Source organism: Flavobacterium johnsoniae, from assembly GCF_001879205.1.
Lineage (GTDB): Bacteria > Bacteroidota > Bacteroidia > Flavobacteriales > Flavobacteriaceae > Flavobacterium > Flavobacterium johnsoniae_A.
On sequence record NZ_MLFK01000007.1, the window covers coordinates 315,865 to 340,345 of the forward strand.

Genomic DNA, 24,481 nt, shown 5'->3' on the forward strand with positions numbered 1-24,481 from the left:
TGTTTAAAAATTTGCAAAATTATCTCATTCTCTAATTGATAAATTATCTAATTAAATTTGTACTTTTGCCAAGTTTTTTACACAACTACAATACAAACTACAACAGAATGAATCAAACAAAATATATTTTTGTTACAGGCGGTGTGACTTCTTCATTAGGAAAAGGGATTATCGCGGCATCTTTAGCAAAATTGTTACAAGGAAGAGGATACCGTACAACTATTCAAAAATTTGATCCGTACATTAACGTGGACCCGGGAACATTAAACCCATACGAACACGGTGAATGTTATGTAACAGATGATGGTGCAGAAACAGATTTAGATTTAGGTCATTATGAGCGTTTCCTGAACGTTCCTACTTCACAGGCTAATAACGTTACTACAGGAAGAGTTTATCTTTCGGTTATTGAAAAAGAAAGAAGAGGAGAATTTTTAGGAAAAACGGTTCAGGTTGTTCCTCATATTACAAATGAAATCAAAGACAGAATGCAATTGCTTGGTAAATCCGGCGATTATGATATTGTAATTACTGAAATTGGTGGAACTGTGGGTGATATCGAATCACTTCCTTATATAGAATCTGTTCGTCAGTTAGTTTGGGAATTAGGAGAAAATAACGGAATTGTTATTCATTTAACTTTAGTTCCTTATTTGGCAGCTGCAGGAGAGTTAAAAACAAAACCAACGCAGCACTCTGTAAAAACTTTGATGGAAAGCGGAATCAAAGCAGATATTTTGGTTTGTAGGACTGAGCATGAATTGTCTCAGGAATTACGCCAGAAACTGGCTTTGTTTTGTAATGTTAAAAAAGAAGCAGTTATTCAGTCTATTGATGCTTCAACTATATACGAAGTTCCAAATTTAATGCTTGAAGAAGGATTAGATGTTGTGGCTTTGAAAAAATTAGATTTACCTAAAAAAGCATCTCCGGATCTTAAAAACTGGAATACTTTCTTAAAAAGATTAAAAAACCCAAAACAGACTGTAAATATTGGTTTGATTGGTAAATATGTAGAAATGCAGGATTGTTACAAATCTATTTTAGAGGCGTTCATTCATGCTGGTGCAGCAAATGAAACTAAAGTTAATGTGATTTCCATTCACTCAGAACACATTAATATTGATAATGTAGAAGAAAAATTAAGCGTTCTTGACGGAGTTTTAGTTGCGCCTGGATTTGGAGAAAGAGGTATTGAAGGAAAAATTGAGGCAGTTCGTTATGCACGTGAAAACAATATTCCTTTCTTCGGAATTTGTTTGGGAATGCAGATGTCTGTTATCGAATATTCTAGAAATATTTTAGGTTATGCTGATGCAAATTCAACAGAAATGAACGAAAAAACGCCTCATCCGGTTGTGAATTTAATGGAAGAGCAGAAAAATGTTACAGACAAAGGAGGAACAATGCGTTTAGGAGCCTGGAAATGTGATATTAAGCCAAATACGCTGGCATATAGAATTTACGGTGAAAAAACAATTTCAGAACGCCACCGTCACCGTTATGAGTACAATAACAAATATGCGGATGAATTACAAAAAGCTGGTTTAAAAGCTTCTGGAGTAAACCCTGATACTGGATTAGTAGAAATTGTAGAGCTTGAAAACCACCCATTTTTTATAGGTGTTCAATATCACCCTGAATACAAAAGTACAGTAGCAAATCCGCACCCAATTTTTGTAAACTTTGTCGCAGCTGCGGTAAATGCACATAAAAAAAATAATAATTAATATTCTGAGAAGATGTAACTTTTGAGATCAACTCATTACTAATAAGTTTCAACGAATAACTTTTTTAAATTAATAATGGAAGAAAAAAAATTAGACCTTAATTCAATCATTGGTTTTGTATTGATATTCGGAATTTTGATTTGGATTATGTATCAAAATCAACCTTCTGAGAAAGAAATTGCTGCTGAAAAAGCCAAGAAAGAATTAGTAGCTAAACAAGAAGCTCAAGCAAAAGCTGATAAAGCTAAAACTGCAATTGCACCAACTGTTGCCGTAACTCCTGGTGATACAGCTCAAATAGCAAAATTGCAAAAAACTTTAGGTGGTTTCGCATATTCTGCTACGCTTCCTTCTGCAAAAGATTCTTTTACAACAATTGAAAACGAAAAGATTAAACTTAAGATTGCTAATAAAGGTGGTTATATAGTTGAAGCTACGCTAAAAGAATTCAAAAAATTTGAGAAAAATTCAGGGCAATTAGTTGAATTAATCAAAGACAATAATTCTAATTTAAACATTCAATTACAAACAATTGACAACAGAACTTTAAACTCTAAAGATTTGTATTTTGAGCCGACTTTGGAAAAAATTGGTGCAGATCAGGTTTTATCTATGCGTTTAAAAGCTGGGGCTAATGAATTTTTAGAATACAAATACATATTAAAACCAAATGATTATTTAGTTGGTTTTGATATTCGTTCTCAAGGATTAAACAGAGTTTTAAATTCTTCTAAACCATTAGATTTACAATGGGATTTGAAAACATACAGAAATGAAAAAAGTATTTCGTATGAAAACCGTTTTGCTGAAATTTATTATGAGCACGAAGACGGTAAAATTAATTATGCAGGTTTAGGTAAACATGAAGAAGAAACAGTAGAAAAAGTTAGTTTTATAGCTTATAAACAACACTTTTTTACTTCTATCTTAGTAACTGACAAACCATTTGCAACATCTAAATTAGAGTCAACTAATTTGGTGAACGACGAAAAAATCGATACTGTCTTTACTAAACAGTTTAAGACAAATGTTCCTTTAGCATTCTCAAACGGAGAAATTGATTATAAAATGCAATGGTATTTTGGACCTGCAGATTATAAAGTTTTAAAATCTTACGATAAAAATTTCCAAAAAATAATTCCATTAGGATGGGGAATTTTCGGATGGATCAACAGATTGATTTTTATTCCGTTATTTGGATTCTTAAGTTCAACAATCGGGCTTTCATTAGGAATTGCGATTATCATTTTTACCATTATTATTAAATTGGCCATGTCGCCAATTACCTATAAATCATTCTTGTCTCAGGCTAAAATGAAAGTTTTACGCCCTGATATTGCTGAGTTGGGAGAAAAATTCAAAAAAGACCCAATGAAGAAACAACAGGAAACAATGAAACTGTACAACAAAGCAGGAGTAAACCCAATGGCAGGATGTATCCCGGCATTGATTCAGCTTCCGTTTATGTACGCATCGTTCCAGTTCTTCCCTGCAGCTTTTGAGTTAAGACAAAAAAGTTTCCTTTGGGCAGACGATTTATCATCTTTTGATGCGGTTGCAAAATTACCATTTAACATTCCGTTATATGGAGATCATATCAGTTTGTTTCCAATTTTGGCAGCAATTGCGATTTTCTTCTACATGAAAATGACTTCAGGAGATCAGCAAATGGCAGCGCCGCAACAGGAAGGTATGCCGGATATGGCTAAAATGATGAAAATCATGATTTATGTTTCGCCATTAATGATGTTAATTTTCTTTAATAGTTATGGTGCAGGTTTAAGTTTGTATAACTTTATTTCAAACTTAATTACAATCGGAATTATGTTTGTCATCAAAAATTATATTGTTGACAGCGATAAGATTCACGCTCAAATTCAGGAAAATAAATTGAGAGAGCCTAAAAAACCAAGTAAGTTCCAACAACGTCTTCAGGATGTAATGGAGCAGCAGGAAGCAGCTAAGAAAGCTCAAGGCAAAAAGAAATAATTCTAAAAATCCCGATTTAATCGGGATTTTTTTATTTTGTAAAGTAAGTTTTCTTTTGAAAAGCCAATGAATGTTTTAACTTTGAAAAAAGCGGGGTATACTTTATGAAACGAATTTTCGTTTAAGTTTAAAATTGAATAACAAATGATTTCTAAAAGAATAATAATTGGACTGGCATTATTTAGTGTCTTATTTCTAAACGCTCAAACCGAGTTTAATAAATTAGATGCCAACGGAAAAAAAGACGGCATCTGGAAAGGTGTTTATGAATCTAAGCGTCCTCGTTATGAAGGAACTTTCAGCCACGGAAAAGAAACCGGAATTTTTAATTTTTTTGATGATACCCAAAAAGGAGATATAATTGCAACACGCGATTTTACTGCCAATGATGGAAGTTCTTATACGATTTTTTACGATCAGAAAAAGAACAAAGTAAGTGAAGGAAAAGAAATAGGAAAAGACAGAGAAGGAGAGTGGAAATACTACCACAAAGCTTCTAAAGTTTTAATGACTTCTGAAAACTATAAAAAAGGTAAGCTCGAAGGAATGAGGACGGTTTATTATCCTAATGGTAAAGTGGCTGAAGAAATGACCTATAAAAATGGTTTAAAAGAAGGAGTTTATAAAAGATTTGGACAAAACGGTACACTTTTAGAAGATGCAGTCTATAAAAATAATGAGTTTAACGGCAATGCTGTTTTTTACGATTCAGATGGTGCAGTTGCTTCTAAAGGTAAATTTGTAAACGGAAAAAAGGCCGGAATGTGGCAGTTTTATACCAAAGGCAAATTAGTTAAAGAGGTTAACATGAGCGACCCAAAAGCCAGTTATAAAGCCGATTCGAAAGCTAAAAATGAATAATACAATTATTGCCCGCCATGCGGGCTTTTTTTTTGCTGCGAATTACACGAATTTGCACTAATTTTTATTTAGGAAGAAAAATTAGTTCGTGTAAATTCGTGTAATTCGTGGCAAACAATTTTGTTTAAAATAAATTCATGAATTCACAGCTTATTTTTTCTCCAAATGTTTAAATTTGATTCGCTAATATTTTGATTCAATGGATTTAAACGAACTTGCCGGACGATTTTTATTGTTGTTTTTTTCGATTTTGGTTTTGTATTTTTTCTCTAATAGAAAGGATAATGAAACCATAAATCCATTGATGGTAATTGTGGGGCTTTGCACTTTTTCTCTTTGTTATTTATTTACCAAAATCGAAATTGGCGTAGGTATTGGTTTTGGCTTGTTTGCTATTTTTTCAATTCTGAGATTTAGAACACAATCTTTTACAGTAAACGCTATAATTTTTCTTTTTGCGACTATTACGCTTTCGATTTTAGATATCATGTATCCATTTGAAAAAATAGAAATTCTCCTCTTTTTTCAAATTATCATAATTGGTTTTTACGTGGCAGCGTCTATAATAGTTAATAGAAAAGCTTCAAAATATTTAAATGCTGTCGATGTAAAAATTCCACTCATTAGTGATTTTTCATTAGAAAATGAAAACATCCGCAAAGCAATTCAGCAGAAAATAAACATACAGGATTTCGATTTTAAGATTGTTTTGGTGAATACCGTTGCCAACGAAATAGATCTTTTGGTTTATTATTAGTCAGACAAATTTAGAAATAAGGATATTTTTTTTTCACGCAGATTTATCAGATTAGGCGGATTTTTTGATAAAGCTTCGCGAAGAATAATTTGCTCAATCTGCCAAATCTGCTTGAGTTTTACCAGCGCATCTTATAAATCATTTTGTTCCCCTAATCTGTGGCAGAATAAACTTTACACATTCGATCGCGATAAGAGTTTTTGGGTTGAATCGCACCTAATCGTTAAAAGGACGAACCTGTTTGATGTACAAATCCCGATTTTCTCCCACGATTTTAAACTCAATATCTACGGGATGAAACTGGTTTTTTCGCCAATAGCGGTTCATTCTTTCTTCAATTTTTTTGGTGACCATAAAAAGGCCGCTCATTTCTTTTCGGCTTAATAAAGGTTCATTATTATTGAGGCTGGAGTTAGAAGTGTAATCAACATCAAAATCATCGTCGTTAGTTCCTGAATTGAAATGGTAGGCAACAAATTGCTCGCAGATTTCACCTTTTTCGGGCTTTACAACTGAATTTTCTCCTTTTTGAACATTGACAGTAATTCCCGGAAAGTTTTCCCTAAAAATGTTTTTTGAAATTACAACGCCATTTGCCAGTTCGTCGGGAAAAGAACGGTGAACCAAAACACCCATGGCTATATTTTGCTGATCGATTCCAAAAAGTTCCCTTTCATTATACGAAGCTTCGTTCCAGACACTTGCCCAAACTTGTTTAATAGCTTTTTCGAAAGTTTTAATGCTGTCTCCTAAAATTCCGGTCTTAGAATCGTATAAGCCGGCGCCGTTAAAATCGTCAAGATCTTCGGCATTGGTAGAAGAACGAAATCGGAAATTTTTGAATTTAGCGTTTTTAAAAGCCAGATTTAATTTTGAAATTAATTCGGGATCGATGGGCTCTTTTTTAATAGCATCGCGAATTTTCTTCAACTGCTGATTGACCCAAGCTGTCGAATCTTTTTTAGGAGAAGCTAAAAGCTCTGTGATCAAAGGAGAGATAGATTCTTTCTGAATATGTTTCGAATAATAGTAAAAAGGAATAGCATGTGCGTCTTCCGGAGTTTTAAACGGAATTTCTTTGGCAATAGCAATTAAATATGCCATATTTTGAGCTTTCGACCCAATATAATTGACTCCCTTTTTGGGAATTTTAGATAAATCGACTAGCTCTGTAACCGTGTTGTCAATGGTTAGTTTTTTGGTTTTGGAATTTGTTTTAATCACTATTTTTTTATCGGTTTCTTTGATAAAAAAAGTATCAACCTTAATTTTTAATTCTACTTTTTTAGAAAGCAGTTTCTGGATATTTTCATCTTTTAAAGCCAGTGTATAAGCCATAATAGGAATCTTTCTGTTTTTTCCTAAAAGAACTAAATGACTCAGCGGTGTCTGCAGATCGGTTACAATAATTCCCTTTACATTTGGTAAAATATCCGGCGTTCCGTCTAAAACTATAATTTCATCTGGTTTAGGTTTTGTTTTGTCTAAATCCTTGATTTTGTATTGTTTTAAAATTCCAATATTAGTTCCGGAAACAACTTCCTGATATTTTATTTCATTAAAAATATAATCTGATTTTATACACGGAATTTTAATTTTTTCCAAACGAAACCATTCCATCTGCTGTGGATTATTCAGGTAAAATTTTAGATTTTCGCCAATAAAACTTGACTTTTTAACCAAGTTAAAAAAACGCTCGATAAGTTCTACTGGCATGTGATCTGAAGCAGCGAGCTCAAAAATCCATTTATCAGTTCCTTTAATGTGGTTTAGGTTTCCTAGTAAAAAATCACGGTTTTTTTGTGTATCGCTGTAATTGTTGTTATTAAAAACTTCTAAATCCTGATTGTAATTCAGATAATTAAGTACAAAATCATAATGAAGCGGAATCAAAGTACTGTTGAAATAATACATTTTTTGTTTTCGTAAATCATAAATCACTTTTACCGATTCGATATTTGAGAATTTATCAGAAAGCGGTTTTCCTCTAAACGCCTTGTAAGCTTCATAATTTGCTAATGATGAAGAATATCTTTGGGCACTTAAAATCATAAAAATGAAAAAGAAAAAGAAGCTGTAAACGTATTTTTTCATGACAATTTTATTGAATATTAAAAGTAAGTATTTAAACAATAAGTCTTATCTACCATCGAATTATATAAACCAATTAAAACCATTATAATTTTCTAAAATATGGCGTATCTTTGCACCCTTGTAAAATTAAATATTTTAAAATGAAACGAGTAGTAGTTGGTCTTTCTGGTGGAGTAGATTCTAGTGTTGCAGCTTATTTATTGCAGCAGCAAGGATACGAAGTTATTGGGCTTTTTATGAAAAACTGGCACGACGATTCGGTTACTATTTCTAACGAATGCCCTTGGTTAGAAGATAGTAACGATGCTTTATTGGTTGCAGAAAAACTTGGAATACCGTTTCAAACCGTTGATTTAAGCGAAGAATACAAAGAAAAAATCGTTGATTATATGTTCAACGAATACGAAAAAGGAAGAACTCCAAATCCTGACGTGCTTTGTAACCGCGAAATCAAATTTGATGTTTTTATGAAAATCGCCCTTAGTCTTGGTGCCGATTATGTTGCAACTGGGCATTACTGCCAGAAAAGCGAAATAGAAGTTGACGGAAAAACGGTTTATCAGTTAATTGCCGGAAATGATGTTAACAAAGATCAGTCGTATTTCTTGTGCCAATTGTCTCAGGAACAATTGTCTAAAGCTTTGTTTCCTATTGGGGCATTGACAAAACCGGAAGTTCGCGAAATTGCTGCTGAAATGGAATTAGTTACAGCCGAAAAGAAAGATTCTCAAGGACTTTGCTTTATTGGTAAAGTTCGTCTGCCGGAATTTTTACAGCAAAAATTACAGCCAAAAGAAGGTAAAATTGTTCAAATCGATAAAAACGATCCAATTTATACTGTTGAAAAACCAGCAGGAATATCTCTAGAAGAAGAGTTAAAAATCGAAGCTCAAAAACTGAATTATCTTCCAACAATGGGAAAATTCATGGGTAAACATCAGGGAGCACATTATTTTACAAACGGACAAAGAAAAGGATTAAATGTAGGAGGTACTACAGATCCGTTATTTGTAATTGCTACAGATGTTGAAACAAATACAATTTATACAGGTTTAACCAGCAATCATCCGGGTTTATTTAAAAAAGCACTTTTTGTTGGGAATTCTGAAGTACACTGGGTTCGCGAAGATTTGAAACTGAAAGAAGGCGAAAAAATGGAAGTAATGGCCAGAATTCGTTATCGTCAGCCATTGCAAAAAGCAACTCTGCATCAGTTTGAAGGTGGTATGTATGTGAGTTTTGATGAACCTCAGTCGGCAATTACAGAAGGTCAGTTCGTAGCCTGGTATTTAGAAAATGAATTAGTTGGTTCGGGAGTAATTTCTTAGCTTTATACTTTCTTAGGAAGCAATTCCGTTAAAAAAGTATAATATGAGATACAACATTACTTTACTAGTATTACTTTTTTCATTTACCGCATTTTCTCAGGAAGAAGCATGGGTTTATTTTAATGCCAAGCCAAATGCCCAGTCGTTTTTTAATAATCCGCTGTCAGAGCTTTCTCAAAGAGCTTTAGACCGAAGGACAAATCAAAATATTGCTTTAGATGTAACGGATGCTCCTGTAGAAAATTCATTTGTAACTCAGGTTATGGCCTCAGGAGTACTTGTGGTGGCACAGTCTAAGTGGCTGAATGCGCTTCATATTCGTGGTACACAGGCAAATGTAAATGCTTTAAAAGCGTTGACTTTTGTGCAAAAAGTAGAATTTGCAGACAGAACTTTAAATAGTACCGGAAAAAAAGTTTCAGAACACAAAATTTCAGAAACACTTAAGAAGTTACAAACCGCAATCGATTATTCATACGGAAATTCTGCCAATCAAATCCAGATGCTGAACGGGCAGGTTTTACATCAACAGAATTTTACCGGGGAAGGAAAAATAATAGCAGTTTTAGATGCCGGATTTCCGGGTGTAAATACAGCTCAGCCTTTTGCAAATCTTAGAAATAATAACCGAATTCTGGGTGGTTATGATTTTACAACAAGAAATACTAATTTTTATACTGGAGGAAGTCATGGAACTTTAGTGCTCTCAACTATGGGCGGTTACAAAGAAAATGCTTTGGTAGGAACAGCTCCAAATGCGTCGTATTATCTTTTTATTACAGAAATTGACGCTTTAGAAAATCCTTTAGAAGAATCGCTTTGGGTTGAAGCTGCAGAAAAGGCGGATGCTTTAGGAGTCGATATTATTACTAGTTCATTGGGCTATTTTAACCAAAGAGATCAATCACGTTATAATCATACCTACAGCGACATGAACGGAACAACAAATTTTGTTTCGCGTGGTGCTGAAATGGCATTTAATAAAGGAATATTAGTTCTGGCTTCTGCCGGAAATGACGGTGCAAATACGGAAAATCATATTGGTTCTCCTGCAGATGCTGTTTCGGTATTGGCGATTGGCTCGGTTACGGCTTCTAAAATAAGATCCAGCTCCAGTTCAATAGGACCAAGTTCTGATGGGAGAATAAAACCAGATGTTATGGCACAAGGGACAGCAGCGGTGGTTTCTGATGTAAACGGAAATATTGGCACTGCAAACGGAACTTCTTTTTCATGTCCTATTATGGCTGGAATGGCAGCTTCTTTGTGGCAGGCTTTTCCAACTAAAACCAACAAAGAAATCAGGCAGATGATTTTGGCTTCTTCAGACAGATTTAATAATCCTGATAATAATTATGGGTACGGAATTCCAAATTTCGGATCTACTTTAGGAGTTGAAACATTTCAGGTTTCTTCAGATTTTTTGGTTTATCCAAATCCCGTAAAATCAGATATTTCTTTTTTGTTCAATAATGAAATGGCTTCGGTATCTATTTATTCATTATTAGGCCAAAAATTGATTGAGAAACAAATAACAAACCAAAATCCGGTTCTTTCTGTGCAAGGACTAACAAATGGGCTCTATTTTTACACCTTTGATGCAGGAGGATTACATAAAACAGGAAAAATAATAAAGCAATAAAAGTTTTAATGAATAGAATTACACAGCTTTTCAATATAAAATATCCAATTATTCAGGGAGGAATGATTTGGAACAGCGGTTATAAATTAGCATCGGCGGTGAGTAATGCCGGAGGTTTAGGTTTAATTGGGGCCGGATCAATGTATCCGGATGTTTTAAGAGAACATATCCAAAAATGCAAAAAAGCTACTGATAAACCATTTGGTGTTAATATTCCGATGTTGTATCCAAATATTGAAGAAATCATGAATATCGTGGTGGAGGAAGGCGTGAAAATTGTTTTTACTTCGGCAGGAAATCCAAAAACGTGGACTTCTTTTTTGAAAGAAAAAGGAATTACAGTAGTGCATGTGGTGAGCAGCAGTGTTTTTGCTTTGAAAGCACAAGAAGCAGGGGTTGATGCCATTGTAGCCGAAGGTTTTGAAGCCGGCGGACATAATGGCCGTGATGAAACAACGACTTTAACGTTGATTCCGATGGTGAAAGAAAAAATTAAAATTCCAATTTTAGCTGCAGGAGGAATAGCAACCGGAAGAGCAATGCTGGCCGCTATGGTTTTGGGTGCCGATGGTGTTCAGGTTGGGAGCCGTTTCGCAGCATCGATAGAATCTTCTGCCCACAATAATTTTAAGCAAACGATAGTTAATATAAAAGAAGGAGATACTCATTTGACTTTGAAAGAATTAGCTCCAGTTCGATTAGTGAAAAATAAATTTTATCAAGATGTTCAGGCTTTATACGAAAAATGTCCTTCTAAAGAAGATTTAATTGCACTTTTAGGAAGAGCAAGAGCCAAAAAAGGAATGTTTGAAGGTGATCTGGAAGAAGGTGAGCTCGAAATAGGGCAAATTGCCGGACTAATTCATGAAATTTTACCTGTCGAACAAATTGTTCAAGAAATGATAGCCGATTTTAAAGCTGCTCGCGAAGAAAAAGCTACATTTGAGTTTTAATTATCTGCAAGAAATATTTTATGACTTCTATACGCACTTATATAATTTTATTGTTTTTAGGATTAGGACTGCAACAGGTTCATAGTCAGTCTTATCATTTTAAAACATCAGGATTTAGTGTTTTAGAAAAAAATGAAAGAGGCAAATGGGGAGAATGGTCGAACCTTGATTTGGTGAATCTTTCGGTTGTTTTAGATACAGATAAACACAGAATTGTAGTATATTCTCAGGAAATCCAGCTTTTTAATATTTTGGATTATATAGAACGCGAAGAAAATGATACAGATATTGTATATTCTTTTTTGTGTAAAGATAACGACGGAAAAGAATGCAAGCTTTCAATAATTACCCGTAAAAAACAAGATTACCGCAAACAGCTTTATATAAACTATGACGATCATATTATAGTTTATAATATTTTTAATGTTTAGCTTATTGCTGACTTTTGTAAAATATGAAAATAAAAAACTACACTACACTTTTATTATTTTTTATTATATCATCTGTTTCATCTCAACAATGGAAGCAAAACTTCAAGGTTGTAGAGCCGATTAGGGCAGTAGATAACGGTTTTGGACTTTCAGTAGCGACTTATGATGGTTATGCTGTTTATGGGGCTAATCAAGTTGATATTGCAGGAGTTGAAAATGCTGGTAAAGTATACGTAGCAAAACAAGACTGCAATGGATGGACAATATATCAAGAGCTTTCACATCCTGACGCTAGAAATTATTGTGGCTTTGGATCCAGATTATTTATGACAGACAAAATTCTTGCAATTACAGGTTGTGATCCTGTTGTTTCTTATGGAAATGCAATTTATGTGTATGAAAGAGATAGCAATGATCAATATGTTTTTACCCAAAAAATACCAAGAGTTGGAAATTCTTTAAATGATAATTTTGGATCTGAAATTGCTATTTCAGGAAATTTCATGGTAATTGGGGCGTACTATAATAGTACTGATAGTAATTTTAATAATTATTTAGAATATTCTGGAGCGGCCTACATTTATTTTAAAGGTGATGATGGTGTTTGGAGATTAGTGCAAAAAATTACAGCAAGTGACCGAAAAACCGGAGATAATTTTGGTAATTCTGTGGCTATTTATGAAAACACAATTGTTATTGGTGCAAATAGAGAAGGTTCTAATAGGTCTGGCGCGGCTTACGTATTTGAAAAAAATACAAATTCGATTACATGGCGGGAAATTAAAAAAATAACGGCATACGATTTTAGAGCAATGCAGGACAGGTTTGGAGAGATTGTAAGAATTAATGAAAACGGAATTATGATCGCAGCTCCAGGTGAGGATGATTATGATTCAATTTTAAGTGGAGACGAAGGAGGACCTTTAACAATGCTTGGTTCTGTATATATTTTTAGAAAAAATATAAACGGAGAATGGACAGGTCATCAGAAAATAAGAGCTTCTGATGGTTCTGCTAAGATTTTTAATTTTGGTAATAAAATGGAAATTTATAAAGATCAGATAGCTGTTAGAAACACTGAATATGAGTATGATAGCAGTGGGAATTTGTCAAAATATTTTGGTCGCGTGTATATGTTTAAAAAGGGTGCCGATGATATTTGGAGTGAGTATCAAACTGTGCAATCAAATATCAAACGTAATAGCGATTGGTTTGCCTGCTCAATTTCTCTATATAATGATGATTTATTTATAGGAGCATATTGGGATGCTTTAGACTCAAATGGTGAAAATTATGTGGGTTATGCTGGAACGGCCTATATTTTTAATCCTTATGAGTATGTAAATACGCAAAAACCTATATTAAATACTATTCCAGTTTTAACATCCTGTGCTGATTTGGGAAATGGTTTTTCTTCGGGCTTTGATATGTCTGGTATTGAGAATGATTTAGTTCAAAATCCTGATAATTTTGTCTTCTCGTACAAGGATCAGTTGGGGAATCTTCTTCCGTCGCCTTTACCAGCTAATTACGCTAATAAATATCCTTTTAATGAAAAAATTAGTGTTAAGGTTGGAAATAAAAATAACCCGAGTTGCTATGAAGAAACTAACATTGAATTAAAAACTAAACCAGGATTTAGTTTAAACACAATTCCGGATTTCAATGAATGTGATTCTGATGGTACAGGGTATGCTATATTTAATTTGTCAAAAATTAATTCCCTTTTAGTCGCAGATCCATCACTTTATACTTTTTCATATTTTGATAAAAATGGAAATGATATTAGTGCCAGAATAAATGAAACCTATACGAATTCAACTAGAAATCATGAAGAAATAAAGATTAGAGCTACAGATATTAATACATTATGTACAGCTAGTTCTCTGATACGTTTGAATGTTTCTAATTATAGTTTAGATTGCGAGTTAAAGGAAGATTATAATATACCAAAGTTTTTTACACCAAATGGAGATGGGTACAATGATACTTGGCAAATTACTGGATTAGAAGATCAAAATTATAGTATTCATATTTTTGACAGATACGGTAAGCTTTTGAAAACTTTAGGCAAGAATGGAAGTTGGGATGGAAATTATAATCAAAATGCTTTACCATCATCAGATTACTGGTTTCAATTGATATTGGAAAACGGGATTATAAAAAAAGGACATTTCTCTTTAAAGAGATAAAAAAAAAACAAACCCGACAGTTCCGAAACTTCGGAATAAAACCTGTCGGGTTTGTTATATAAAAATCTTAGAGACTTAGTATCTTAGAATCTCAGTACCTTAACTAAACGTCAATTTCCTTAATAAATTCATCATACTCCAGATAAAACATTTCCAGAGCATGCATATTTTCGTTGAAAAAATCAAAAATAGCATCCCAGTTATTACGGTTACTGAAACCAATTCCTTGTTTTTCGACCCAGATTCTGCTGATGGTTTTACCGCTTTCCAGAGTATAGTTTTTTTCGAAAACCAAATCTTTAATAAATTCTTCTTCCAGAATATTTTTTAAAGCTTCAATTTTTTCAAAATAAGCATATCGCTTTTCATCGCTTCGGTGTTCAATATCAATTAAAACCTGAGCTTTCTTATTGTCTACAAAAAATTTAAAAGAGAAATCTTTTATTTTGGTGTCATAAAGAACCCATTTTCTAGGATACTTTTCTGCAAAAGCAACCCAAAATTCCCTTTTCATTCTTTGTGATTCTTCTCTGCTGTACATTTTTATGGCTTTGTTTTAGAAAACTTGTAGAACCGCATTTTCTAGAGTATATTTATATTTTATTTGAAAGTACAAAAATAAACTTTGAATATGGATTTTCAAGATTTTTTGCAATATGTTCCTAATTTAATTCCAGTTGAACTTCCGGCACAATCGGCTCATCTAAAAATGGCGCCAAAAGAACGTATTCAGGCGTTGAAAAATTTAGATATCGAAGCAAATAATCCGAGAATTGCTGCAGTAATGATGCTTTTGTATCCAAAGAATGGAAAAACGCATTTAGTTTTAATTGTTCGAAATGCTTACAACGGAGTACATTCATCACAAATTGCTTTTCCGGGAGGGAAGTACGAAATAAGTGATGCTGATTATAAAGAAACCGCTTTACGCGAAACAAACGAAGAAATTGGCATTATTCCTGAAAAAATTGAAGTGATAAAACATTTCACACCAATGTATATTCCGCCAAGCAATTTTTTAGTTCATCCTTATTTGGGAATTGCAAAAGAAGAACTTTCATTTTATCCGGATATTAGAGAAGTTGCCTCCATTATCGAGCTGCCATTATCTGTTTTTTTAAACGATGAAATAATCATCGAAGCCACATTGTCAACTTCTTATGCAAATAATGCTTTAGTTCCTGCATTCAATATTCAAAATCATATTGTTTGGGGAGCAACAGCAATGATTTTAAGTGAACTGCGAGATGTTTTAAAATTTACTTTTGCAGAAAATTCGTAACAGAGTAAAATTAACAATTTGATATTCATTGTAATAGTACTTTATACTGTAAATTGTATAAAACTATTGCTAAAAGAATAATTTTTGTATGTTTGCGATTTAACCTAAGAAACACAAAACAAAGCTATGGGATTGTTTAAACGAAATCCTTTTGGACATATATTATTCATCAAGAAATGGTTAATCCGTATTTTGGGAGCCATGACTCATAGAAGATATAGGGGGTTTAACGAATTGCAGATTGAAGGATCTGAAATTATTAAAACACTTCCGGACACAAATGTTTTGTTTATATCCAATCATCAGACTTATTTTGCTGACGTTGTGGCTATGTTTCATGTGTTTAACGCAAGTTTAAGCGGACGTCAGGATACTATTAAGAACATTGGTTATCTATGGCAGCCAAAGATGAATATTTATTATGTTGCTGCAAAAGAAACCATGCAGGCAGGATTATTACCTAGAATTTTAGCTTACGTTGGGGCTATTACTGTAGAAAGAACCTGGCGCGCGAAGGGTGTTGACGTAACGGAAAAGCGCGAAGTAAACCCAAACGATACTGAAAACATTAGAATTGCACTTGAAGACGGCTGGGTAATTACTTTTCCGCAGGGAACTACAAAATCTTTTAAACCCGTACGTAAAGGAACAGCACATATTATCAAGCAGCATAAACCTATCGTAATTCCTATTGTAATTGATGGTTTTCGTCGTTCTTTTGACAAAAAAGGACTTCGTATGAAAAAGAAAAATATACTGCAGTCTTTCATTATCAAAGAACCTCTTGATATTGATTATGAAAATGATACTATCGAAGAAATTGTTGAAAAAGTTGAGTATGCTATCGAACAGCATCCGTCATTTTTAAAAGTTATTCCAGCCGAAGTAATTAAAGCCGAGGAAGAACTTAATGAAATGAGAAGATGGAGTTATAAGGCAACTGAAAATGAAAGTTAGAATTTGATTTTTGTTTCAGGTTTCAGGTTTCAGGTTTCAGGTTTCAGGTTTAAAGTTGTTAGACACCTTTGTCGCTTTGTTACTTTGAGCCTTTGTCCCTCAACTAAAAATTAATTTTCTTCAACTCCTTGTAGTTTACATATAATCTGCGTAACAAAGTTCCATACAGCAATCTGTAAAAACACCAAAACAATCCAAAGAATCCTAATATTACTAAGGTCAAAATACCTATAGTGGTAAACATTGCTTTTCCGTTAACAGCTAACTTTTCTCTTAAAAAAGCCATATCGGGATTGTATACAAAAGCGATAAAGAAGCTTAAAATAGATGTAACTACAATCATTGCCAAATTGTACCATACATAATACTGAACCGTTTTTCTGGTTCGTAAAATAGCGCTCATTAAAGATTTTGTGGCAACCGTGGTTGAAATTGTGGTGTAGTTTTTATAAAAAATAAAAACAAAAACCAATCCCACTAGGTAGTTTAGGTAAGTTAAATATTCAAGCGTAACCACAATTTCCGGATGATTTATTTTTCGTAAAACATCATCGGTATTTATAAATAAGTTTGAAAAAGTCCAAAACGAAATCTCCAAAATACTGATAATCAAAATCCATTTTACAATTGAAGATGATTTTTTATGAATCATCTTGTAGATTTCTTTTTCAGAAATTTGTTCAAAAGAATCCGAGTTCTTTTTCCAGTCTTTTTTTAGTAAATCCAGTTCTTTCATAATAATTTTTAAGGATTTAGTATTTTTTTAAGTTTCCCTTTAATTCTGTTCATTTTCACTCGCGCATTCACTTCGCTGATTCCTAAGGTTTCGGCTATTTCTTGATAATCTTTGTCTTCTAAATACATAAAAACTAATGCTTTTTCGATGTCATTAAGCTGGTAAACGGCCTTGTACATCAATTTAATCTGTTCTTCCTCTTCATAGTTGTAATCAACATCTTTTACAAAATGCTGATGACTTTCATAATCTACGGTCGATATGGTTCTTTTGGTTTTACGATATAAGGTAATTGCGGTATTTAAAGCGACACGATAAGTCCAGGTCGAAAATTTACTGTCGCCTCTAAATTTTGGATACGCTTTCCAGAGCTGAATGGTGATTTCCTGAAACAAATCTTTATGTGCATCTTCGCCGGCAGTATATAATCTACAAATCTTGTGGATTATATTCTGATTTGCCTGCAGCTGCGCAACAAATGACTGTTCTAGATTTTCGCTCATATAAGTATTAGTAGTGTTGAAATCACTTTTGTTACAATTGAATTTGTTTTTTTAATCATTTAGTGCAAAATAAAAAGCATTTAGATCTGTGTAATTTGTGGCAAAAACTATAATTCTCTTGTTTTGTAATAATTAATCATCAAATCGATAAACTTACTGTAGCTATCCATTCCATCTTTCTGATTGTTTGATTTTAGAAAATTATCATACAAAAAATGAAAACCTTCGTCTATAAAAGTGTCATACTTTTTCCAAAAATCCTGACTTTCCTTGTAATTCTTTAAAATTCCCGGATTTACTTCTTTTTTTAATTGATTAAAAAGTTTCTCGTTTTTATACTGCCAGATCCCCAGACAATAGCGTAAAACAAAACTATATCCAGAATATTGGTAATATAGATTTTCATTTTTAACAGAAGCCAAAACACCAATAAAGTTGCATTCACTTTCGCTTGCATAACCAATTTGATGTGCCATTTCATGCGAAGTTGTAACTGGAAAATTATACATTGGCAATAAATCATTTATCTGCGCTTCATTGGTAAACGGATTTAAATACCCGCCAAATCCCATATAGGTTAACGGAACACTGAATAGTGATTTTTTAACGCTTAATATTTCATATTCAAAGTAAGGATGCTCTTTTGCTAAATTATTATAGCCGTTTAAAATCATTTGAAATGATTCCTTTTGGGAATAAGGAAAAACAATTTTTTCATTTTTATTCTTTGTGATGGCTAATTGAATTTCATTCGTTTTTAGAATTAATTTCTTTGTAAAAGCTAGTAAATCAGCATCTGTATATTCTCTTTTGATTTCCATCTTTTCAAAAAGGGGCTCGCGATAATAATTGAATGCCCAGAGAAAATGGAAAAAAAAGTAAAAGACTGAAACTTTTCCTAATATTTTTAGAAGATGATCTTTCCAGTCAGTTTTCCATGTTTTTCGGATTTTCCAAAACCATCCGATTATTGATAAAATTAAAAGAGCATAAATGCAATCACCTACAGAAAATGGAATTTTTCCTAAAAGCGTTCTTGAAAAGTGCGAAATTCTAACAAATAAATTGTTGCTGTAAAAGCCTTCAATAAAATCTGGAAAATATCTCAGGATTCTTAAAAAGATAATTTGAACTAAAAGAAATAAGGGAAGTATATATTTTCGAGTCACGGTTTTACTTTTGGGTTAAAAATAATAATTAAAAGACTTGGTTAGTTTATTTTTCTAAAATAAAAGAATGACAATAGAAAAATATTATTAAATATTTTGTGCCAGGATGTGCCGATAGGTACATTTGATTGGCGAAAAAAAATATGAAGAGAGTTTAAGCGTTCCCATTGGAACGCCTGATCGGTTTTCTTACTCATTATATGATATCAATATATAATTATATTCTCTTTTTCAATTTTGAGTTGATATAATTTGTACAGATTCGTAAATTCAAGGCGGAAAAAGAATTTAAACTTTGTAACTTTGAAGTTCTTAATTGTTAAACTTCAAACAAAATATAATGAGTCAGGAAATAAGAAATCTGGAGCCAAAAGCACTTTGGAATAAATTTGCAGATTTAAATGCCGTTCCGCGTCCGTCAAAGAAAGAAGAACGTGTGATCGAGTTTATGAAAAACTTTGGAAACAGCTTAGGTTTAGAAACTTTTGAAGACGAAATCCGAAATGTAATCATTAGAAAACCGGCAACTCCAGGGATGGAAAATCGCAAACCAATCGTGATGCAGGGGCACCTTGATATGGTTCACCAAAAAAATGCCGATACTGTTTTTGATTTCGATACACAAGGAATCGATATGTATGTTGATGGTGACTGGGTTCGTGCCCGAGGTACAACGCTTGGCGCTGACAATGGGTTAGGAGTGGCTACAATTATGGCAATTTTGGAAAGTAAAGATATTCCGCATCCGGCAATTGAAGCTTTGTTTACAATCGATGAAGAGACTGGAATGACAGGAGCGTTAAACCTGAAAGGAGGAATTCTTCAAGGCCAGATTTTATTGAATTTGGATACTGAAGAAGATGATGAAATTGATATAGGATGCGCTGGAGGAATTGATGTTACAGCTACAAGAAGCTACAATGAAGAAGAAGTTCCGGAAAGCTCTGTAGGTTATACTATTACCGTAAAAGGTTTAAATGGAGGCCACTCAGGAATGGATATTCATAAAGGTTTAGGAAACGCAAATAAAATCATGAACCGTTTATTATTCGATGGTTTTGAAAACTTCGGATTACAGGTTTCTGAAATTAACGGAGGAAGTCTTAGAAATGCGATTCCGAGAGAAAGTGTTGCTAAAGTGATTATTTCTCAAATGTTTGACGAAGCTTATGTGTATGATATGCAGGAAATTATTACTGATATCAAAGCAGAATATAAAACTACTGAGCCAAACTTATCAATAGAAATCGTAAAAACTGACCTGCCTGAGAAAATAATGGATTTGGGTGTTCAGGAGGGTATAATCAGAGCCATTTATGCAGCTCATAACGGAGTATACAGAATGAGCGCTGATATGGCTGATTTGGTTGAAACTTCTAATAATATTGCGCGAGTTATTGTAAAAGACGGAGAGATATTAGTAGGATGTTTAACTCGTTCTTCTGTAGAATCTTCAAAATTTGATTTGGCAAATTCGCTGCGTTCTGCTTTTGAATTAGTGGGATGTGAAGTAGAACTTTCGGGCTCTTATCCAGGATGGACTCCAAATGTAAATTCTGAAATATTAGATACTTTGGTTGGAATATATGAGAAGCAAAACGGCGAAAAACCTAAAGTTGTAGCTTGTCACGCTGGTTTAGAATGTGGTATTTTAGGAACAAATTATCCCGATATGGATATGATTTCTTTTGGACCAACAATTCATGGCGCACACTCTCCAGACGAGAGAGCAAGTATTTCATCTGCTGAAAAATATTGGAAATTTGTTTTAGAAATTCTTTCGAATATACCAGTTAAATAGTTACAGTATTCAGTCGCAGTCTCAGTATTCAGTTTTAAAAACTGCAAACTGAGACTGTAAACTGAGACTGAAAAACTAATCTCTCTTAGGAGCATTTTTCTTCTCTCTTTTCTCTTCTTTCTTTTCCTTAGCCGTTTTTAACGGTTCTTTTTTTGCTGTTTTTTTAGCATCTTGACCCTTTGCCATAATATCTTGATTTTGTTTGTTTTAATTTTTTTAATATAGTAAAGATATGTTTTTAAAATGCTAAAGGACATAAAAAAATCCCCAATTATTAAATTGAGGATTTAGTGTTATTATGTAAGAGTAAAGTTTTAATTCCTTTTTAGTACTTTATATTGTTCGTAACAGCCGCTTATGGCATCTAAAATCTGTAAATCGTTTGCCGTTTGGATAAAGGCATCAGAGTAGTTACATCGATGCATTATTTCCGGAATTTCATCTTTGCTGATTCCTAAAAGAACTGCAATAGTTTCGCGGTCGTATTTTGTTTCTAAAAGATTTCTAATCGTATCATCTTTCTTCATGTCCTTGAGTTTTTTGAGCTCACGGCTATTTTTCCCAAAGAAATTATAAAGCATATCTGCCGGATTAAAAATGGACCCCAATACTTTTCCAAAAGCATTTGGCGAATATTCACCCGCTTCATAACCTTGTGTAAGACCCGAAATACTGTAACGGTAATTTTCTTTTGTTGGAATTAACTTCGAATCAATTTCCAGGTAGCCGGTTAAACTGAAAGGAGCAATAACTACTTCTTCAAGTGCAATGGCTTTTTCAGTAAGCTGAATTCGTGTTACTTTGTTTTTTATCCAGTCATTTGTTACTCTGATTCTTAGAGATTGAAATCCTAAAAGAGAGAAATGAATTGTATCATTAGGCTGTACATCAATTTCAAAATATCCTTTTGCGTCAGATTTTGCACCGCGTACTTTGTTTGTGTTAATGATATTTACATTTGAAAGAGGTTGTTTACTATCATCGTTTATAATGTAACCTGAAACTCTTTGCGGGGTTGTTGATTCAACATCTTGCGCAAAACTAACGGCGGAGAATAGTAAAAAAAAGAAAACTGCGAAATATTTCATATCCTGATTTAAAGCACTAAAAGTAGTAAATCGAGATTAAATATTTCCTAGTCTTGGAATATAATTATAAGAAAATTAACAAAGGCCGCGGTGTTGATTTTTAATAATTACAAAACTTATTCATGGAGAGTAAGGTTCTTAATATAAAAAAATCCCAAATTCCAGACATAATTGGAATTTGGGATTTATATTTTAAGATATTAATTTATTAATCTCTTCTTGGTCTTCTTGGTCTTGGTGAATCACCAAAACTTTCAGAACGTCTTGGAGCTCTATCCGAACTTCCTTCGCTTCTTCTGAAACCACCTTCTCTTGGAGCTGCGTTTCTGTCGCTTCTAAAACCTCCGCCAGAACCTTCACGTCTAGGAGCAGAGTTTCTGTCGCTTCTAAAGCCTCCTCCAGAACCTTCACGTCTTGGAGCAAAGTTCCCTTCTCTTCTAGGGCCAGAGCTGCGTCCGCCGCCGTTACGTCCGTTATGGTCGCGTCTTCCGCCTCCGTCATTTTTAGAGATTTCAACATTAATACGACGTCCTTCTAACTGAACGTTGTTTAAAATATCCATTACTTTATCAGTATGCTCAGGATCAGTATTGAAGAAAGAGAAACCTTCTTTAACATCAACTTTGAAAACGTCATCACGACCTAAGTCTAGAGTTTCTTTTAGATAATCTTTTAAAGACATCCAGTCGAAATTGTCTCTTGAACCAATGTTTACAAAATAACGAACTGCTCCGTTATTATTGAATTCTCTTGGTTCAGAATCACCTCTTTCACGTCTTTCTCCAGAAGTTTGAGCAGAGATATCTCTGTTCTTTTTGTAGTAAGTAATGAAACGGTTAAATTCTACTGAAACCATTTTTTTAATCAACTCTTCTTTGGTTAAATCTTCCAAAACATTGTTGATTGCTGGTAAATAGTTGTCAATTTCGTGATCAACTTCAGTATCTTTAATTTTATTTGCTAAGTGCAATAACTGAATTTCGCAGATTTCGATTCCAGATGGAATGGTTTTTTCTTCAAACTTTTGTTTGATGATTCTTTCGATAGAAGAAATTTTACGTAACTCACTTTTTGTAACGATTACAATAGAAGTTCCTAATTTTCCAGCTCTACCAGTACGCCCAGAACGGTGGTTGTACGTTTCAATTTCGTCAGGTAATTGGTAGTTTACAACGTGTGTTACGTTATCAACATCAATACCACGTGCAGCAACATCAGTAGCAACAAGCATCTGAATTTGTCTTCCACGGAAAGATTTCATTACACCGTCACGTTGTGCCTGAGATAAATCTCCGTGTAATGCAGCAGCGCTGTATCCATCTTCGATTAATTTTTCGGCTACAGCCTGTGTGTCTCTTTTAGTACGACAGAAAACCACAGAGAAAATGTCCGGGTTAGCATCTGCCAAACGTTTTAGAGCTTCGTAACGATCACGAGCATTAACTAAATAAAATTCGTGAGAAACTGTTGCAGAACCTGAGTTCTTAGCACCAACAGTAATTTCAACCGGTTCGCTCATGAATTGTTTTGCAATTCTGGCAACTTCTTGCGGCATAGTTGCAGAGAACAACCATGTACTTTTTTGATCTGGAGTATCTGATAAGATAGAAACGATATCATCATAAAATCCCATGTTTAACATTTCGTCAGCCTCATCAAGAATACAGTAATCTATATTTTTAATGTTAACTAAACCTCTGTTAATCATGTCTTGCATTCTTCCCGGAGTCGCTACAATAATCTGCGCTCCTCTTTTTATTTCTCTGGCTTGCTCTGTAATACTAGCCCCGCCGTAAACTGCTACCACATTAATACCTTTTTCGTATTTTGAGTAGTTTTTAAGTTCGTTGGTAATCTGTAAACAAAGTTCTCGTGTTGGCGATAAAACTAATGCTTGTGTGTTTCTGTTGTCAGCATCAATTTTTTGAATTAGCGGAAAACCGAAAGCTGCCGTTTTCCCTGTCCCTGTCTGAGCCAACGCAACCATATCTGTGTCTTTTTCCAATAATAGGGGAATCGCCTTTTCCTGTACCTCTGACGGATTTTCAAATCCTAGATCTAAAATCGCCTTCAGTAACGATTCATTCAATCCTAATTGTTCAAATTTATTCATATATGTATTTAAAATAGGGTGCAAAATTACAGTTAATTATTCACATAAACTAATGCTATTTTAAGAATTATATATTTGTTATGATTTGATTATCAAAAAGTTATGTTTAGTGTAAAATCATTTTTGCAAGAAATTCAATATTTCATACAAAAAATACGTCGTGAAATATCAATTTTGGCCATTAAAATGTTGTATTTGAAACAATTATTTTCTTGAATTCAGGAAATCAATTAGTTGCTCAGTTGCTTTTGCACGATGACTGATTTTATTTTTGATTTCGGCTGGTAATTCGGCAAAAGTTTGGCTGTGATTTTCCGGCTGAAAAATAGGATCATATCCAAAACCGTGATTTCCGGTTTTGTTTAATGTGATATTGCCTTTTGCTAAACCTGTAAAAAGATGCTGCCTGCCTTCGAGATTTAAAGCGATAACGGTCTTGAACTGTGCACTGCGATTTTCTTCATTTTTTAAAGCTTCCAAAAGTTTATTCATGTTATCATCGGCATTTTTTTGTTCGCCGGCATATCGCGCAGAATAAACGCCCGGTTCTCCGTTTAAAGCATTTACTTCCAATCCCGTATCATCGGCAAAACAATCATAACCGTATTTTTTAGTTACATAATTGGCTTTTAAAATTGCGTTTCCTTCAATTGTATCGGCAGTTTCCGGAATTTCTTCATGACAGCCAATATCTTCCAAGCTCAGTAATTGTATCGATCCATTTAAGATGCTTTGTATTTCTTTGATTTTATTTGAATTATTTGAAGCGAAAACGAGTTGCATAAGTGTATATTTAGGTAAGACTATTTTAAACACAAATTTAGAATTCTTATATTTGATATAGTATCTAAAATT

Annotated in this window: 20 protein-coding genes; 12 read left to right on the forward strand and 8 right to left on the reverse strand. The window is 33.5% G+C overall.

The features are described 5' to 3' along the window. The first annotated feature begins 107 nt into the window (after positions 1-107). The 4 genes from BKM63_RS12910 to BKM63_RS12925 all read left to right on the forward strand — a co-directional run bounded on the left by BKM63_RS12910 (position 108) and on the right by BKM63_RS12925 (position 5,337). A complete protein-coding gene (locus BKM63_RS12910; protein ID WP_071636985.1) occupies positions 108-1,730 on the forward strand; it encodes a CTP synthase in 1,623 nt (540 codons plus the stop codon). Positions 1,731-1,805: 75 nt separating this feature from the next. Beyond that, positions 1,806-3,719, forward strand: a complete 1,914-nt coding sequence (gene yidC, locus BKM63_RS12915; RefSeq protein ID WP_071636986.1) for a membrane protein insertase YidC — start codon at positions 1,806-1,808, stop codon at positions 3,717-3,719. Positions 3,720-3,863: 144 nt separating this feature from the next. Further along, positions 3,864-4,580, forward strand: coding sequence for a toxin-antitoxin system YwqK family antitoxin (locus BKM63_RS12920; protein ID WP_071636987.1), 717 nt, complete (start codon positions 3,864-3,866; stop codon positions 4,578-4,580). A 199-nt stretch (positions 4,581-4,779) separates the two neighbouring features. Continuing rightward, positions 4,780-5,337 carry a DUF4956 domain-containing protein gene (locus BKM63_RS12925; RefSeq protein ID WP_071636988.1) on the forward strand — a complete coding sequence of 186 codons (558 nt, stop codon included), beginning with the start codon at positions 4,780-4,782 and terminating at the stop codon, positions 5,335-5,337. Positions 5,338-5,553: 216 nt separating this feature from the next. Here BKM63_RS12925 and BKM63_RS12930 read toward each other — a convergent pair whose 3' ends face one another. Then, the gene (locus tag BKM63_RS12930) at positions 5,554-7,431 is read right to left on the reverse strand and encodes a PEP/pyruvate-binding domain-containing protein (protein WP_071636989.1); all 1,878 of its coding nucleotides are present in this window, start codon (positions 7,429-7,431) and stop codon (positions 5,554-5,556) included. 140 nt (positions 7,432-7,571) lie between these two features. Here BKM63_RS12930 and mnmA point away from each other — a divergent pair, with 140 nt between their 5' ends. From mnmA to BKM63_RS12955, 5 genes are read left to right on the forward strand one after another with little or no spacing between them, the layout of a single operon-like run. Then, entirely contained in the window at positions 7,572-8,759 is a 1,188-nt protein-coding gene (gene mnmA / locus BKM63_RS12935) for a tRNA 2-thiouridine(34) synthase MnmA (protein ID WP_071636990.1), read from the forward strand. Positions 8,760-8,802: 43 nt separating this feature from the next. Next, positions 8,803-10,401, forward strand: a complete 1,599-nt coding sequence (locus BKM63_RS12940) for a S8 family serine peptidase (protein ID WP_071636991.1) — start codon at positions 8,803-8,805, stop codon at positions 10,399-10,401. Positions 10,402-10,409: 8 nt separating this feature from the next. Next, complete coding sequence (locus BKM63_RS12945) at positions 10,410-11,354, forward strand: NAD(P)H-dependent flavin oxidoreductase (RefSeq protein ID WP_071636992.1); 945 nt, start codon at positions 10,410-10,412, stop codon at positions 11,352-11,354. A 20-nt stretch (positions 11,355-11,374) separates the two neighbouring features. Next, positions 11,375-11,785 (forward strand): hypothetical protein, encoded by a 411-nt coding sequence (locus BKM63_RS12950; protein ID WP_071636993.1) that lies wholly within the window; start codon positions 11,375-11,377, stop codon positions 11,783-11,785. A 23-nt stretch (positions 11,786-11,808) separates the two neighbouring features. Beyond that, positions 11,809-13,977: a T9SS type B sorting domain-containing protein gene (locus BKM63_RS12955; protein WP_071636994.1), complete on the forward strand. Its 2,169-nt coding sequence runs from the start codon at positions 11,809-11,811 to the stop codon at positions 13,975-13,977. A 103-nt stretch (positions 13,978-14,080) separates the two neighbouring features. Here BKM63_RS12955 and BKM63_RS12960 read toward each other — a convergent pair whose 3' ends face one another. Beyond that, positions 14,081-14,518: a DUF4268 domain-containing protein gene (locus BKM63_RS12960; RefSeq protein ID WP_071636995.1), complete on the reverse strand. Its 438-nt coding sequence runs from the start codon at positions 14,516-14,518 to the stop codon at positions 14,081-14,083. 90 nt (positions 14,519-14,608) lie between these two features. Here BKM63_RS12960 and BKM63_RS12965 point away from each other — a divergent pair, with 90 nt between their 5' ends. Next, complete coding sequence (locus tag BKM63_RS12965) at positions 14,609-15,259, forward strand: NUDIX hydrolase (protein ID WP_071636996.1); 651 nt, start codon at positions 14,609-14,611, stop codon at positions 15,257-15,259. 126 nt (positions 15,260-15,385) lie between these two features. Further along, entirely contained in the window at positions 15,386-16,216 is an 831-nt protein-coding gene (locus BKM63_RS12970; RefSeq protein ID WP_071636997.1) for a lysophospholipid acyltransferase family protein, read from the forward strand. Between the two features lie 103 nt (positions 16,217-16,319). On the opposite strand, the gene BKM63_RS12975 is transcribed toward BKM63_RS12970, so the two are convergent. From BKM63_RS12975 to BKM63_RS12985, 3 genes are all read right to left on the reverse strand, one after another. Continuing rightward, positions 16,320-16,952: a hypothetical protein gene (locus BKM63_RS12975; RefSeq protein WP_071636998.1), complete on the reverse strand. Its 633-nt coding sequence runs from the start codon at positions 16,950-16,952 to the stop codon at positions 16,320-16,322. An 8-nt stretch (positions 16,953-16,960) separates the two neighbouring features. Then, a complete protein-coding gene (locus BKM63_RS12980; protein WP_007810116.1) occupies positions 16,961-17,455 on the reverse strand; it encodes an RNA polymerase sigma factor in 495 nt (164 codons plus the stop codon). A gap of 107 nt (positions 17,456-17,562) precedes the next feature. After that, complete coding sequence (locus BKM63_RS12985; RefSeq protein ID WP_071636999.1) at positions 17,563-18,624, reverse strand: DUF3810 domain-containing protein; 1,062 nt, start codon at positions 18,622-18,624, stop codon at positions 17,563-17,565. A 340-nt stretch (positions 18,625-18,964) separates the two neighbouring features. Between BKM63_RS12985 and BKM63_RS12990 the strand changes: the two genes are divergently transcribed. Beyond that, a complete protein-coding gene (locus tag BKM63_RS12990; RefSeq protein ID WP_071637000.1) occupies positions 18,965-20,425 on the forward strand; it encodes an aminoacyl-histidine dipeptidase in 1,461 nt (486 codons plus the stop codon). A gap of 314 nt (positions 20,426-20,739) precedes the next feature. Here BKM63_RS12990 and BKM63_RS12995 read toward each other — a convergent pair whose 3' ends face one another. From BKM63_RS12995 to BKM63_RS13005, 3 genes are all read right to left on the reverse strand, one after another. Beyond that, entirely contained in the window at positions 20,740-21,513 is a 774-nt protein-coding gene (locus tag BKM63_RS12995; protein ID WP_071637001.1) for a carboxypeptidase-like regulatory domain-containing protein, read from the reverse strand. 208 nt (positions 21,514-21,721) lie between these two features. After that, complete coding sequence (locus BKM63_RS13000) at positions 21,722-23,626, reverse strand: DEAD/DEAH box helicase (RefSeq protein ID WP_071637002.1); 1,905 nt, start codon at positions 23,624-23,626, stop codon at positions 21,722-21,724. A 204-nt stretch (positions 23,627-23,830) separates the two neighbouring features. Continuing rightward, on the reverse strand, positions 23,831-24,409 hold the full coding sequence (locus BKM63_RS13005; RefSeq protein ID WP_071637003.1) for a non-canonical purine NTP diphosphatase: 579 nt from the start codon (positions 24,407-24,409) through the stop codon (positions 23,831-23,833). Positions 24,410-24,481 lie beyond the last annotated feature (72 nt).